Source organism: Bacillus sp. 7884-1 (genome assembly GCF_002272245.1).
In the GTDB taxonomy this organism is placed as follows: Bacteria; Bacillota; Bacilli; order Bacillales; family Cytobacillaceae; genus Neobacillus.
This window is the reverse complement of record NZ_NPDD01000054.1, coordinates 1-15,080: the sequence shown is the minus strand read 5'-3', so window position 1 is coordinate 15,080 and position 15,080 is coordinate 1. Positions and strand designations below refer to the sequence as shown.

At 38.6% G+C, this 15,080-nt stretch carries 12 protein-coding genes; all 12 read left to right on the top strand.

Annotated elements, in window-relative coordinates:
- Positions 1-339: 339 nt before the first annotated feature.
- The gene (locus tag CHI06_RS06715; protein WP_095247653.1) at positions 340-4,662 is read left to right on the top strand and encodes a PolC-type DNA polymerase III; all 4,323 of its coding nucleotides are present in this window, start codon (positions 340-342) and stop codon (positions 4,660-4,662) included.
- Positions 4,663-4,989: 327 nt separating this feature from the next.
- Positions 4,990-5,460: a ribosome maturation factor RimP gene (gene rimP, locus CHI06_RS06710; protein ID WP_095247652.1), complete on the top strand. Its 471-nt coding sequence runs from the start codon at positions 4,990-4,992 to the stop codon at positions 5,458-5,460.
- A gap of 39 nt (positions 5,461-5,499) precedes the next feature.
- Complete coding sequence (gene nusA / locus CHI06_RS06705) at positions 5,500-6,621, top strand: transcription termination factor NusA (protein WP_095247651.1); 1,122 nt, start codon at positions 5,500-5,502, stop codon at positions 6,619-6,621.
- 19 nt (positions 6,622-6,640) lie between these two features.
- Positions 6,641-6,925, top strand: a complete 285-nt coding sequence (rnpM, locus tag CHI06_RS06700; RefSeq protein ID WP_095247650.1) for an RNase P modulator RnpM — start codon at positions 6,641-6,643, stop codon at positions 6,923-6,925.
- Positions 6,922-7,224: a YlxQ family RNA-binding protein gene (locus CHI06_RS06695; protein WP_095247649.1), complete on the top strand. Its 303-nt coding sequence runs from the start codon at positions 6,922-6,924 to the stop codon at positions 7,222-7,224. The genes rnpM and CHI06_RS06695 overlap by 4 nt, the downstream gene beginning before the upstream one ends.
- A 19-nt stretch (positions 7,225-7,243) precedes the next feature.
- Entirely contained in the window at positions 7,244-9,517 is a 2,274-nt protein-coding gene (gene infB, locus CHI06_RS06690) for a translation initiation factor IF-2 (protein ID WP_095247648.1), read from the top strand.
- A complete protein-coding gene (locus CHI06_RS06685) occupies positions 9,514-9,795 on the top strand; it encodes a DUF503 domain-containing protein (protein ID WP_095247647.1) in 282 nt (93 codons plus the stop codon). Before infB ends, CHI06_RS06685 begins: the two co-directional genes overlap by 4 nt.
- A 16-nt stretch (positions 9,796-9,811) precedes the next feature.
- Complete coding sequence (gene rbfA, locus CHI06_RS06680) at positions 9,812-10,183, top strand: 30S ribosome-binding factor RbfA (protein WP_095247646.1); 372 nt, start codon at positions 9,812-9,814, stop codon at positions 10,181-10,183.
- Positions 10,184-10,243: 60 nt separating this feature from the next.
- Complete coding sequence (truB, locus tag CHI06_RS06675) at positions 10,244-11,164, top strand: tRNA pseudouridine(55) synthase TruB (RefSeq protein ID WP_095247645.1); 921 nt, start codon at positions 10,244-10,246, stop codon at positions 11,162-11,164.
- A 32-nt stretch (positions 11,165-11,196) separates the two neighbouring features.
- Positions 11,197-12,144, top strand: coding sequence for a bifunctional riboflavin kinase/FAD synthetase (ribF, locus tag CHI06_RS06670; protein ID WP_095247644.1), 948 nt, complete (start codon positions 11,197-11,199; stop codon positions 12,142-12,144).
- 229 nt (positions 12,145-12,373) lie between these two features.
- Positions 12,374-12,643: a 30S ribosomal protein S15 gene (gene rpsO, locus CHI06_RS06665; RefSeq protein ID WP_095247643.1), complete on the top strand. Its 270-nt coding sequence runs from the start codon at positions 12,374-12,376 to the stop codon at positions 12,641-12,643.
- A 226-nt stretch (positions 12,644-12,869) separates the two neighbouring features.
- Entirely contained in the window at positions 12,870-14,993 is a 2,124-nt protein-coding gene (gene pnp, locus CHI06_RS06660) for a polyribonucleotide nucleotidyltransferase (protein ID WP_095247642.1), read from the top strand.
- Positions 14,994-15,080 lie beyond the last annotated feature (87 nt).

The window sequence follows — 15,080 nt, the reverse complement described above, 5'->3', positions numbered from 1 at the left end:
TTGAAAGTTGAGAAAAGGTTCCCTGGCGAACCTTTTTTTATTTACTTTTTTGGTTTTATTTTTCTGTCGAAATAAGCCGAATGATTAGGTATCATATGATATAATTACTTTTTGATAATAGATAAATTAGAGATTTAACGAAAAGCGGAAGCGCCTTCGGAACAAGCACAGCTTGTTCCTGCGAAGAGTATTCAAAGGAGCTTTCCTTTGTGTTCAGCCCGACAAGCATAAGACAAGCGCTGACGGTAGGCGTTTTTTTGCCTTCCAGAAGTGATTGGATGTAGACCATAGAGGGGCTAGGCGCTGAAGCTAGACAATATATAGATGGGAGAGGGAATGATGAGCGAACATGCCTCTGGCAAAAAAGAGCGATTCTTACTCTTGCTCCAGCAACTAGAATTAAAAGAGGACGCTGTAGTAGCACAATTTCAAAATGCTCAAATTGAAAGATTTATAGTAGAAAAAAAGTCACGTAAATGGCATTTCCAATTTTTATTAGAAAAAATTCTTCCTTTTAGTTTATATCTTCGTTTTACTACGCAGCTTGAAAGAAAGTTTTCTACTATTGCAAAGATTTCCTATGATTTAAAAGTAGAAAACCCAAGCTTTCATCCCGAATTGTTTCTGGAGTATTGGAATTATAGTATTCAGCAAATCGATGGCATCTCACCGCCAATGTTAAAATTACTAAATGAACAGGTGCCGGTACTTAGCGGGAATAAGTTAACGGTATCAGTGCGTAATGAAACAGAAGGAATGGCCTTAAAAAGGAAATATGGATCCCTGATTACCAGTCTTTATCAGTCATATGGATTCCCAAGCTTAACGGTTGAAACTGATATTCAGAGCGGAGAAAAGAATGACGAATATCAACAATTCTTAATAGCCAAACAAAAAGAGGATCAGGAACGCGGACTGATGGCCTTAGCAGATTTACAAAAGAAAGAAGCTGAGAAAGATACTGGCGGATCTGTTCCAGAAGGGCCTCTTTCAATCGGGCTAACCATCAAGGATGATCAAGACCTAAGAAGTATGATTGAGATTGTAGATGAAGAACGCAGAGTCACCGTTGAAGGGTTTATTTTTGATGCGGAGACAAGGGAACTTAGAAGTGGCCGTACGCTATTAACATTTAAGATTACCGATTACACCAGCTCGCTTATGGTTAAGATGTTCTCTCGCGACAAAGAAGATGCAGCCCTTTACCAGCTCGTCAAAAAAGGAATGTGGGTAAGAGTAAGAGGCAGTATCCAAAATGATACATTTGTACGTGATTTAGTCATGATTGGTAATGATATAAATGAAATTAAACCTGCTGGCCGTAAGGATACGGCACCTGAAAATCAAAAAAGAGTAGAACTGCACCTTCACACTCCAATGAGCTCAATGGATGCTGTCACTCCTGTAGGAGCGCTCATTGCTCAAGCGAAGAAGTGGGGTCATAAGGCGATTGCAGTTACAGACCATGCTGTTGCACAATCCTTTCCTGAGGCGTATAGCGCTGGAAAGAAAAATGATATTAAAATTCTTTATGGTGTTGAAGTAAATCTTGTAGATGATGGTGTTCCAATTACTTATAATGACGCCCATCGTCTACTAGCAGAAGATACATTTGTTGTATTTGACGTTGAAACGACAGGTCTTTCAGCCGTATATGACACGATTATTGAACTAGCGGCAGTAAAAATACGAGATGGGGAAATTATTGACCGGTTTGAATCATTTGCGAATCCGCATCATCGACTATCAGCAACAACCATCAATTTAACAGGGATTACGGACGATATGGTCCAAAATGCTCCAGAAGTTGGAGAGGTAATCCAAAGGTTTCATGATTGGGTAGAAGACGGTGTCCTGGTTGCACACAATGCATCCTTCGATATGGGATTTCTTAATGTAGGCTATAAAAACATTGGCCTTGAAAAGGCAAAAAATCCAGTAATTGATACCCTTGAACTAGGTAGATTTCTCTACCCAGAAATGAAAAATCATCGCTTAAATACATTAACGAAGAAATTTGATATCGAATTAACTCAGCACCATAGAGCCATTTATGACGCAGAAGCTACAGGGTATTTACTGTTGAAAATGCTAAAGGATGCTTCTGAAAAAGGAATAGAGTACCATGATCAATTTAACGATAACATGGGAAAGGGAAATGCTTATCAGCGAGCACGCCCTTATCATTGTACTTTACTGGCACAAACGGAAGTGGGTTTGAAGAATTTATTTAAACTTGTATCCATTGCTCATATTGAATATTTTTATAGAGTACCAAGGCTGCCACGGTCCATTCTTCAAAAATTCAGAGAAGGAATTCTTGTTGGTTCCGGCTGTAATAAAGGAGAGGTATTCGAGGGGATGATGCAAAAATCTCCAGATGAAGTGGAAGCTTATGCACAATTCTATGATTACTTTGAGGTAATGCCAAAGGAAGTCAATGCTCCATTGATTGAGATGGAACTTGTTCGTGATGAAAAGGCACTAGAAGATATTATTGGTAATATTGTAAAGCTTGGCGATAAATTAGGGATTCCTGTTGTTGCAACTGGTAATGTCCATTATTTAAATGAGAATGATAAGATTTACCGTAAAATTTTAGTTAACTCTCAAGGTGGAGCCAACCCGCTAAATCGTCACAAACTACCAGATGTCCATTTCAGGACAACAAATGAAATGCTTGCTGCTTTTTCATTCCTTGGAGGAGAAAAGGCAAAAGAAATTGTAATAACGAATACAAACAAAATTGCTGATATGATTGACGTTATTAAGCCGATTAAAGACGACCTATACACTCCGAAAATTGAAGGCGCAGATGAAGAAATGCGAGAAATGAGTTATTCAATGGCAAAGAAGATTTACGGAGAACCACTTCCGGAAATCGTTGAGGCACGCCTTGAAAAAGAATTGAAGAGTATTATCGGCCATGGATTTGCGGTAATCTACTTGATCTCCCATAAGCTTGTAAAAAAATCTTTGGATGATGGGTATCTTGTTGGTTCACGTGGTTCAGTAGGTTCTTCCTTAGTTGCCACTATGACAGAGATTACAGAGGTAAATCCTTTACCTCCACATTACGTCTGCCCAACCTGTAAGCACTCAGAGTTCTTCAATGATGGTTCGGTGGGATCTGGATTTGATTTACCTGATAAAGATTGCCCGCAATGTGGCGGAAAGTACAAAAAAGATGGACACGATATTCCGTTTGAAACCTTCCTTGGCTTCAAAGGGGACAAGGTTCCCGACATCGATTTGAATTTCTCCGGAGAGTATCAGCCGCGGGCACATAACTACACAAAGGTTCTTTTTGGAGAAGATAATGTTTTTCGTGCGGGAACGATTGGTACTGTTGCAGATAAAACAGCCTTCGGCTATGTTAAAGCCTATCAACAGGACAATAATTTACAATTACGCGGGGCAGAAATAGAAAGACTTGCATCAGGCTGTACAGGTGTAAAAAGGACAACTGGTCAGCATCCTGGCGGTATCATTGTTATTCCTGATTATATGGATGTCTATGACTTTTCACCAATTCAGTTTCCTGCTGATGATAGAAATTCAGAATGGAAGACGACTCATTTTGATTTCCATTCTATTCATGATAATGTTTTAAAACTAGATATACTTGGTCACGACGATCCAACGGTGATCAGAATGCTGCAGGACCTGAGCGGTATGGATCCTAAAACCATTCCAACTGATGATCCAGAAGTAATGAAAATCTTTAGCGGCACAGAATCATTAGGTGTTACTGAACAGCAAATAATGTGTAAAACCGGTACCCTTGGGATACCAGAATTCGGTACACGCTTTGTTCGTCAAATGCTAGAAGATACAAAACCTACAACTTTTTCGGAATTAGTCCAAATTTCTGGTTTATCACATGGAACAGACGTATGGCTGGGAAATGCACAAGAATTAATTCATAACCGAACCTGTAACCTAAGTGAAGTTATTGGATGCCGGGATGATATTATGGTCTACCTAATTTACCAAGGATTAGAGCCATCTTTTGCCTTTAAAATAATGGAATCTGTACGTAAAGGGAAAGGCCTCACAGACGAAATGGAAGCGGAAATGCGTAAAAATGAAGTGCCTGAATGGTATATTGATTCTTGTAAAAAGATTAAATATATGTTTCCAAAGGCCCACGCAGCCGCGTACGTGTTAATGGCAGTTAGAATTGCATATTTCAAGGTTCATCTTCCGTTGTTATACTATGCAGCCTATTTTACAGTTCGTGCCGAAGACTTTGATATTGAAGCAATGTCACGTGGTTCTGAATCTATTCGGGCAATTATTGAAGAAATTAATGCAAAGGGACTTGAGGCGTCAAACAAGGAAAAGAACCTGTTAACAGTCCTTGAACTAGCACTGGAAATGACGGAAAGGGGTTTTACTTTCCAAAATTACGATTTGTATAAATCAGATGCATCTGAGTTCATCATTGAAGGAAATTCATTAATCCCTCCATTTAACTCCATACCGGGACTTGGAACAAATGCCGCTTATAATATTATAAAGGCAAGACAAGATGGAGAGTTTCTTTCTAAAGAAGATTTGCAGCAACGTGGTAAAGTGTCAAAAACTATTCTAGAATATTTAGATAAACTAGGTTGTCTAAGTTCGTTACCAGAACAAAACCAGTTATCCCTATTCTAGCTTTTCTAACTTAGATTAACGTCAAGCTACTGCGCCTAGGGGCTCTCAGGTCTAAGCCAATCCGTCAGAAAGGTAAAGAACGACCTTCCCGCCGGCTCGTCTTATGCCTGTCGCCCCTGAGCAAGGCGCTTCCGCTATTGGGTGTTTGCATATAAAATTTGGTTATGGTATAGTTTTATTGGAAATACTAAGAAATACTCTCGTGTTCAAGAGTGGGGAAACCCGCTCTTTCGTTTTTGTATACAGATTTTTTTTGAAGAGTTATTTATAAAACTTTCCGTGAATTACCAATAATATGGGTGAGAATGTCGGTAAAGGAGGTTAAACATGAGCAAAGTAACGGAAGTAGTAGAAGAGCTAGCGCAGCCAATTATCCAGGAGCTTGGATTAGAATTGGTGGAAATCGAGTTTGTTAAAGAAGGGAAAAACTGGTTTCTGCGCGTATATATTGATAAAGAAAACGGTGTTGATATAGAGGACTGTGGCAATGTCAGTGAACGGCTTAGTGAAAAACTCGATGAGCTTGACCCGATAACCCAAAATTATTTTCTTGAGGTATCTTCTCCAGGTGCAGAACGACCGCTTAAAAAAGCAAAAGATTATGAAAAGGCAATTGGTAAAAATGTGTTCATTAAAACATACGAGCCGATTGACGGTGAAAAAGGTTTTGAAGGGGAATTACTTTATTATGACGGGCAAACAGTAAAAGTAGAGATGAAAATCAAAACCCGTAAAAAAGTAATTGAAATTCCTTTTGAAAAAGTGGCTAGTGCAAGACTAGCAGTTATTTTTTCATAATGAAAGATAAATATATAATGGATAGGGGGATATAATCAAATGAGCAGCGAATTATTAGATGCTCTTACAATACTAGAAAGAGAAAAGGGCATTTCTAGAGATGTTTTAATTGACGCGATTGAAGCTGCACTTGTATCGGCATATCGACGTAATTTCAACCAAGCCCAAAATGTTCGGATTGATTTGAATTTGCAATCTGGCTCAATGAGAGTATTTGCAAGGAAAGAAGTAGTGGATGAGGTTTTTGACCCTCGACTTGAAATATCGTTAGCAGATGCAAGAAACATAAATCCAAACTATGTTGTTGAAGATGTAGTTGAAATGGAAGTAACACCTAAGGACTTCGGCAGAATTGCTGCCCAAACAGCTAAGCAAGTTGTTACACAAAGGGTTAGGGAAGCTGAAAGAGGAATTATTTATTCTGAGTTCATCGATCGTGAAGAAGATATCATGACAGGAATTGTTCAAAGGCTTGACTCGAAGTTTATTTATGTCAGCCTTGGAAAAATTGAAGCGCTGCTGCCTGTAAATGAACAAATGCCAAATGAGCGTTATAAGCCTCATGACCGTATAAAGGTTTTTATTACTAAAGTAGAGAAAACAACAAAGGGTCCTCAGATTTTCGTTTCACGAACACATCCTGGCTTGCTCAAGCGATTGTTCGAAATTGAAGTTCCAGAAATATATGATGGAACAGTTGAGATTAAATCTGTTGCTCGTGAAGCAGGAGACCGTTCGAAAATTTCTGTTCATTCGGATAACAATGAAGTTGACCCAGTTGGATCATGTGTAGGTCCAAAAGGTACAAGGGTTCAAGCCGTTGTGAATGAATTAAAAGGTGAAAAAATTGATATTGTTAAATGGTCTGACAATCCCGTCATCTTTGTTGCAAATTCTTTAAGCCCATCTAAAGTTTTAGATGTTAAGGTAAATGAAGCTGAAAAAGCGACAACTGTTGTTGTACCAGACTATCAGCTTTCACTAGCAATTGGGAAGCGTGGACAAAATGCCCGCCTTGCAGCGAAGTTAACAGGTTGGAAAATAGATATCAAATCTGAAACAGAAGCACGTGAACTAGGAATCTATCCACGTGAAGAAATGATTCGACTTTTTGATGATCAAGTAGATGTTGACTTTAACGAAGAAGAAGAAAAGGAATAATAAATGAGGTGAATGGATTGTGAACAATCGTAAAAAAGTTCCTATGCGGAAGTGTGTCGCAACCGGTGAAATGAAGCCGAAAAAAGAACTCGTTCGCATCGTTCGCTCAAAAGAAGGGGAAGTTTCTATCGACTTAACTGGGAAAAAGTCGGGTAGAGGTGCCTACCTTTCTAAGGACAAAGAAGCAGTCCTACTAGCCAAGAAGAAAAATACCTTATCTAATCATTTACAGGTTACTATAGATGAATCATTATATGAAGAACTATTGGATTTGATAGAAAAGGAAAACAGGCAGTCTATATGAATACAAATCAATGGATGTCGTTACTTGGCTTAGCCAATCGAGCACGGAAAATCATTTCGGGTGAGGAGCTTTCTGTTAAGGAGATTCGAAGCGGAAAAGCAAAGCTCGTTTTATTATCGGCAGATGCATCTGCAAATACGACAAAAAAAATTACAGATAAATGTAAGTCATACGAAGTTCCCTATAAACTAGTGGAAGATCGCCACCTTCTAGGCCAAGCGATTGGCAAAGAAGCCCGCGTAGTTGTAGCTGTACTGGATAATGGATTTGCAAAAAAACTGATGACGTTGCTCGATTAATTCTAGCGGGGGTGAAAATATGAGTAAAATACGTGTTTATGAGTACGCAAAGAAACACAATATTTCAAGTAAAGATGTAATCACTAAACTGAAAGAAATGAACATAGAAGTTTCAAATCATATGGCAACAATTGAGGATGCTGCAGTTGTAAAGTTAGATGCAACCTATAATAAAAACCAAAGCAATCCTGGGCAAAAGCAAGCTAGACCACAACAACCAAATCGCCAGAATCAGAATCCACAGCAGCAGGGAGTTAAACCACAAGTGCAAAGTAAAACAAGTCCAAAAGCTTTTGAGGATGACGACGCAAAAACTACTACACCAAGCAAGGTGAAAGTGGCCTCTCCACCAAAAACGGCTGACACTAAAAAGCAAAATCAACAATTCCAATCTAAGGAAAATAAGGTTTTCAGCGCTGGAAAAGGAAATAAAAAACCTTTTAATAATAATAATCAAAATCGCAATAATAATAACAACCGGAAAAAGAACCATACACCGGTTCAACAAGCACAGCCACAAGTAAGGAAAGTGAAAGATCTTCCAGCTAAGATTACATTTAGTGATTCTTTGACTGTTGGAGAATTTGCTAAGAAAATCTACCGTGAACCTTCTGAAATTATCAAGAAGCTATTTTTACTGGGAGTTATGGCGACAATTAATCAGGTATTAGATAAAGACGCAATTGAATTAATCGCGAGCGAATATGGGGTTGAGGTTGAAGAGGAAATTAAAATCGATACAACCGACCTTGAAGTTTATTTTACAGAAGATGAATCTGAAAACCTTGTAGAAAGACCATCTGTAGTTACGATTATGGGTCACGTTGACCATGGTAAAACCACTTTGCTTGATTCCATTCGTCATACAAAGGTAACAGAAGGTGAAGCGGGGGGAATTACTCAGCATATTGGTGCTTACCAGGTTGTTGAAAACGGTAAAAAGATAACATTCCTTGATACACCGGGACATGCTGCCTTTACAACGATGCGTGCACGTGGTGCGAAAATCACGGATATCACTATCCTGGTAGTAGCTGCTGATGATGGTGTAATGCCGCAAACAGTTGAAGCAATTAATCATGCAAAGGCTGCAGAGGTTCCAATTATCGTGGCGGTTAATAAAATGGATAAAGAAGCTGCTAACGCCGATCGTGTTATGCAAGAACTTACCGAGCACGGATTAGTTTCTGAAGCTTGGGGCGGGGATACAATCTTTGTTCCACTATCCGCGAAAACAGGAGAAGGAATCGATAATCTGTTGGAAATGATTCTACTTGTTAGTGAAGTGGAAGAATGGAAAGCAAACCCTAATCGTAAAGCAGTTGGAACAGTAATTGAAGCACAATTAGATAAAGGCCGTGGATCAGTGGCTACCTTGCTCGTTCAGAATGGTACACTGAAAATAGGTGACCCTATTGTTGTAGGGAACACGTATGGTCGTGTTCGTGCAATGGTAAATGACCTTGGACGCCGTGTGAAAGAAGCTGGACCGTCTACACCTGTTGAAATTACAGGCTTAAGTGATGTTCCACAAGCTGGTGATCGTTTCGTTGTATTTGACGATGAGAAAACAGCTCGTCAAGTCGGTGAAGCACGTGCACAGCTAGCATTGGTAGCGCAGCGTGGTGAGAAATCAATCGTCAGCCTAGATAATTTATTTGAACAGTTAAAGCAGGGTGAGATGAAGGATTTAAATATCATCCTAAAAGCAGACGTTCAAGGTTCGGCTGAAGCCGTGGCCGCTTCACTGCAAAAAATTGACGTTGAAGGTGTTAATATCAAAATTATTCATAGTGGTGCTGGTGCCATTAATGAGTCAGATATTACTCTTGCCTCTGCTTCAAATGCGATTGTGATTGGCTTTAATGTTCGTCCTGATGTAAATGCGAAGCGCGCAGCTGAGCAAGAAAAGGTCGACGTTCGACTTCACAGTATTATTTACAAGGTTATTGAAGAAATTGAAGCAGCTATGAAGGGTATGCTTGATCCTGAATTTAAAGAAAAAGTGATTGGTCAAGCGGAAATTCGTCAAACCTTTAAAGTTTCAAAGGTTGGAACCATTGCTGGTTCTTATGTAACAGACGGAAAAATTACCCGTGATAGCGGAATTCGTTTAATTCGTAATGGGGTTGTTATCTTTGAAGGAAATATTGATGCATTAAAACGATTTAAAGATGATGCCAAAGAGGTTGCACAAGGTTACGAATGTGGTATTACCATTAAAAACTTCAATGATGTAAAAGAAGGAGATATTATTGAAGCTTACGTAATGGAAGAAATTGAGCGTAAATGATTGTAGGTTTAGCACATTGTGAATGTATTATCTATGATGCACATTCATTGAAAGATAAACGTGCTGTTTTGCAGCGTATTCTTACCAGGTTGAAACAAAAATTTAATGTATCGGTTTCAGAAGTTGGCTATCAGGACGTATGGCAAAGGACGAAAATAGCCATCGTTGCGGTAACATCTAACAGGGTAATGACTGAACTGGAACTGCAAAATGCACTTAAATTAATTGATTCTTTTCCTGAAATAGAAAGAACGATCACCGATATAGAATGGCTTTAAGTTAAGAGGTGAAGTGATGAGCCACAGAGCAAATCGTGTTGGAGAACAAATGAAGAAAGAACTAAGTGACATCATAGGTCGAAAAATTAAGGATCCCCGGATCGGATTTGTGACAGTTACGGATGTTCAAGTAACAGGAGATCTACAACAAGCAAAAGTATATATTTCTGTTTTGGGCGATGAAGAGCAAAAGGAAAACACACTTAAAGGTCTTGCAAAGGCGAAAGGATTTATCCGAACTGAAATTGGACATCGTATTCGCTTACGCAAAACTCCTGAAATCCTTTTTGAATGGGATGAGTCAATGGATTACGGAAATCGAATTAACTCTCTTATTCACCAATTGCACCATGAAGAAAGAAGCATAGAAAAAAATGAAGAAGAATAAATGGATAGACAAATGTCTATCCTTTTTTTTCGATACAAAATAGAATTGGAGTGACCAAGGGTGGAAGGAATCTTACCTTTATATAAACCGGCTGGGCTAACGTCGCATGATTGTGTATTTAGATTAAGGAAAATATTAAAAACAAAAAAAGTGGGTCATACGGGAACGCTTGACCCAGATGTGACTGGAGTGCTTCCTATCTGTATAGGGAAGGCAACAAAAGTAGCTGAATACATAACTGACGCCGGAAAGAGCTATGAAGGCGAAGTAACCCTTGGGTATTCCACTACAACCGAAGATGCTTCAGGAGAAAAGGTTGAGGAGAAAAAGGTTGTTGATACCTTTAGCAGGAAGGAAATACTTAAAGTCCTTGAATCCTTTACAGGTGAAATCGAGCAAACTCCCCCGATGTATTCTGCAGTAAAAGTAAATGGAACTCGTTTATACGAATATGCCCGCAAAGGAATTGAAGTGGAACGTCCAACGAGAAAAGTTACCATTTATAGGTTAGAGTTGCTTGATGAAAGAGAAGAGTTTTCAGGAGAAACTATTTCTTTTCGATTTAGAGTAAGCTGCAGCAAGGGAACCTATATTAGGACATTAGCCGTAATGATTGGGGAAAGCCTTGGATACCCGGCACATATGTCAAATTTAATTAGAGTCCAATCCGCTGCATTTACAATTGATGATTGCCTGACGTTTGAACAAATAGAAAAGTTAATGGAAACAGGTACTATTTCAACATGTTTAAGACCCTTAGAAATGGCACTTTCTCATTTGCCGAAATACATAATAAATGATAAAGTAGCAGAGAAAGTGAAAAATGGCGCACTTTTACCAATACCAGATTATTTAATAAATAGTAACGGACCTATTATCGCTCAAACGGAAGAGGGAAATGCTCTGGCCATTTATTCGGTACATCCGAACAAGTCAGGCCTCTTAAAACCAGTTAAAGTCTTGCGTAATGATCAAGGTTAAAAAGGTTACTGTTAAGAAAAGGTGAGTTTCAATTGGAAGTAATAAAGCTAAAATTCCCATTAAATATAGATAAAACTGAAATACCTCCATTAGCCATGGCACTTGGTTATTTTGACGGTGTTCATCTTGGTCATCAAAAGGTAATTCTTGAGGCCAAAAAACAAGCACATCAAAAAGGACTCCACACTGCAGTCATGACCTTTGACCCTCACCCATCGGTAGTCTTAAGGAAAAATGATAAGCATGTTCAATACATAACGCCCTTAGCAGAGAAAATAAAAATTATTGAGGAATTAGGCATTGATTATCTTTTCATTGTCCATTTTACAACAGAATTTGCAAACCTCCTGCCACAAGAATTTATCGATCAGTTCGTGATTGACTTAAATGTAAAACATGTGGTTGCAGGATTTGACTTCTCATACGGTCGGATGGGAAAAGGTACTATGGAGGTCTTGCCTTTCCATTCTAGAGAAAAGTTTACTTTCACCATTGTTGAAAAATTAACCAGTGGGAATGAAAAAGTAAGTTCAACGCGAATTCGTCAATATATAAAAGGTGGAAGAACCGCGGAGCTGCCAGAATTACTCGGAAGATTTTATATGACAGCAGGTATTGTTGTTCATGGAGATAAAAGAGGAAGAACGTTAGGGTTTCCAACTGCAAATGTTGAAACAAACGATGAATATATTTTACCTCCGCTTGGTGTTTACGCTGTAAAAATCAAGATTGGTGAAGACTGGTACGAAGGTGTATGCAATGTAGGCTACAAACCAACCTTTAATAAGGAAGCTTTAAGGGTGTCAGTTGAAGTGCACGTGTTTGACTTTAACAAGGATATTTATGGTCAGGTAGTAGTCGTTGAATGGCATCAATACCTGCGTAAAGAACAAAAATTCTCCGGAATCGAAGAACTCGTTAAACAAATCGAAAAAGACAAACAAAATGCTATTGATTATTTTAATAAAAAACAGTGTTAAAGCGAAGTGCCTTTCGTTACAATCAACAGACCCTATTTAACGCGTCTAATAAAATCGACAAACACTTACCGAATAATTGCGAATAATAGTCTTTTCTTAGGTAATAACTTGCTTTTTGAACAGAAACGTTGTATTCTTATTAACGTATTAAAAATAACCTTTGCTTGGCAAGTCGAGTCACCGACGCTTGCTCAGTAACAGGGGATATGAAATTTAGGAGGTGAATAGGATGGCAATCACACAAGAACGTAAAAATGAACTTATCGCTGAGTACAAAACTCATGATAACGATACTGGATCTGCAGAGGTTCAAATCGCTGTCCTTACTGAATCAATCAACAATTTGAATGAGCACTTACGTACTCACAAAAAGGACCACCACTCACGTCGCGGTCTGTTGAAAATGGTTGGTAAGCGTCGTAATCTATTAACGTACCTACGTAATAAAGATGTTCAACGTTACCGTGTATTAATCACTAAGCTTGGACTTCGTCGATAATCAAAAGAAGCGGGATTTTTCCCGCTTTTTTGTTAGGTTAAAAAAAGAAATCATACGAGCACCACAAAATCTTATATACATATTTTAAGACGCGAAAATTTGTGCATACTAATAGTATATTTGTATTGATAACATAAGCGTAAAACGCTTTTTTTATATTAGATGATTAGAGCGATATTAATTCGCATTATCCTCTAAAGTGATTTGGATAGAGAGGGGTAAGAATATGGAACATACGAAACATGAGTATTCCATGGATTGGGCTGGACGCAAATTAACCGTTGAAATTGGACAATTAGCCAAACAAGCAAATGGAGCCGTAATGGTCCGTTATGGAGATACGGCAGTTTTAAGTACAGCTACAGCTTCAAAAGAACCAAAAAACTTAGACTTTTTTCCATTAACATGTAACTATGAGGAACGATTATATGCAGTGGGGAAAATACCTGGAGGCTTTATTAAACGGGAAGGTCGTCCGAGTGAAAAAGCTATTTTAGCTAGTCGCTTAATTGACCGGCCAATTCGCCCGCTTTTTGCTGATGGTTTCCGTAATGATGTCCAAGTTATCAGCATTGTTATGAGTGTGGACCAAGATTGTTCTTCAGAGATGGCAGCGATGTTTGGATCTTCTTTAGCATTAAGTACATCTGACATTCCATTCGAAGGACCAATTGCTGGTGTAATCGTTGGTAGAGTTGGCGGAGAGTTCGTAATTAATCCAAACGTAGAACAAGCTGAAAAAAGTGACATTCATTTAACCGTTGCTGGTACTAAAGATGCAATTAACATGGTTGAAGCTGGCGCAGATGAAGTATCTGAGGAAGTAATGCTAGAAGCTATCATGTATGGACATGAAGAAATCAAACGTCTCATTGAATTTCAAGAAAAAATTATGGCTGAAGCAGGCAAGGAAAAAAGAGAAGTTATTCTTTATGAACTTGATAAAGATTTAGAAGCTGAAGTTAGAGACATGTGCGAAACGAATATGGTGGCTGCGATTCAGGTTCAAGAAAAACATGCTCGTGAAGATGCCATTAAAGAAGTGAAAAATCAAGTAATGGCAAAGTTCGAAGAGAATGAAGCAACAGCCGATGACTTGAAGCAGGTAAAACAAATATTAGATAAAATTGTTAAAGGTGAAGTTCGCCGTTTAATAACAGTTGAGAAAATCCGTCCAGATGGTCGAAAAATCGATGAAATACGTCCTTTATCTTCACAGGTAGGTATCCTGCCGCGTACGCATGGTTCAGGATTGTTTACACGTGGACAAACTCAAGCATTAAGTATTTGTACTTTAGGTGCAATGGGCGATGTTCAAATTCTAGATGGATTAGGTATTGAGGAAGAAAAACGTTTTATGCACCATTACAACTTCCCATTATTTAGTGTTGGCGAAACTGGACCAATCCGTGGACCTGGCCGCCGTGAAATTGGACATGGCGCTCTAGGAGAACGGGCATTAGAACCAATTGTGCCATCTGAAAAGGACTTTCCATACACGATTCGTCTTGTTTCTGAGGTACTGGAATCAAATGGTTCAACCTCTCAAGCAAGTATTTGTGCTAGTACGCTAGCGATGATGGATGCAGGTGTTCCAATTAAAGCTCCAGTTGCTGGGATTGCGATGGGACTTGTTAAATCAGGTGATTATTACACTGTTTTATCTGATATTCAAGGTATGGAAGACCACCTTGGCGATATGGATTTCAAAGTTGCAGGAACGGCTAAGGGAGTAACAGCCCTTCAAATGGATATTAAGATTAAAGGTCTTTCCCGTGAAATCCTTGAAGAAGCATTGCAACAGGCTAAAAAAGGCAGAATGCATATCTTAGATTCTATGCTGGCAACTATTGCTGAGCCTAGAACAGAGCTTTCACAATTTGCACCAAAAATCTTAACAATGAAAATTAACCCAGATAAAATCCGTGATGTTATTGGGCCAAGCGGTAAGCAAATCAATAAAATTATTGAGGAAACTGGTGTTAAGATTGATATCGAACAAGATGGAACAGTATTTATTGCCTCTACAAATCAGGAAATGAATCAAAAAGCAAAGAAAATTATTGAAGATATCGTTCGTGAGGTTGTAGTTGGCGAAATGTATCTTGGAAAAGTCAAACGTATTGAAAAGTTCGGTGCGTTTGTCGAAATTTTTGCTGGCAAAGATGGACTTGTCCATATTTCTGAATTGGCTGAAGAGCGAGTTGGAAAAGTGGAGGATGTCATTAAAATTGGTGACGAATTTTTAGTGAAAGTTACAGAAATTGATAAACAAGGTCGTGTAAACTTATCACGTAAAGCAATACTAAAGGAACAACGTGAAAAGGCTGAAGCTGAGAAACAACAATAAGTCATATTCGTCAAAAGTGAAATAGGAAAGGTCAGGGGGAACCCTGACTTTTTCCATGTTAGATGTATCTTGTACTATCTAGCTACA

What these genes read in the sequence shown, in the direction of transcription:
- CHI06_RS06715 (WP_095247653.1), top strand. Translation starts at nt 340, where the DNA reads ATGAGCGAACATGCCTCTGGCAAAAAAGAGCGATTCTTACTCTTGCTC.
- rimP (WP_095247652.1), top strand. Translation starts at nt 4,990, where the DNA reads ATGAGCAAAGTAACGGAAGTAGTAGAAGAGCTAGCGCAGCCAATTATC.
- nusA (WP_095247651.1), top strand. Translation starts at nt 5,500, where the DNA reads ATGAGCAGCGAATTATTAGATGCTCTTACAATACTAGAAAGAGAAAAG.
- CHI06_RS06695 (WP_095247649.1), top strand. Translation starts at nt 6,922, where the DNA reads ATGAATACAAATCAATGGATGTCGTTACTTGGCTTAGCCAATCGAGCA.
- infB (WP_095247648.1), top strand. Translation starts at nt 7,244, where the DNA reads ATGAGTAAAATACGTGTTTATGAGTACGCAAAGAAACACAATATTTCA.
- CHI06_RS06685 (WP_095247647.1), top strand. Translation starts at nt 9,514, where the DNA reads ATGATTGTAGGTTTAGCACATTGTGAATGTATTATCTATGATGCACAT.
- rbfA (WP_095247646.1), top strand. Translation starts at nt 9,812, where the DNA reads ATGAGCCACAGAGCAAATCGTGTTGGAGAACAAATGAAGAAAGAACTA.
- rpsO (WP_095247643.1), top strand. Translation starts at nt 12,374, where the DNA reads ATGGCAATCACACAAGAACGTAAAAATGAACTTATCGCTGAGTACAAA.
- pnp (WP_095247642.1), top strand. Translation starts at nt 12,870, where the DNA reads ATGGAACATACGAAACATGAGTATTCCATGGATTGGGCTGGACGCAAA.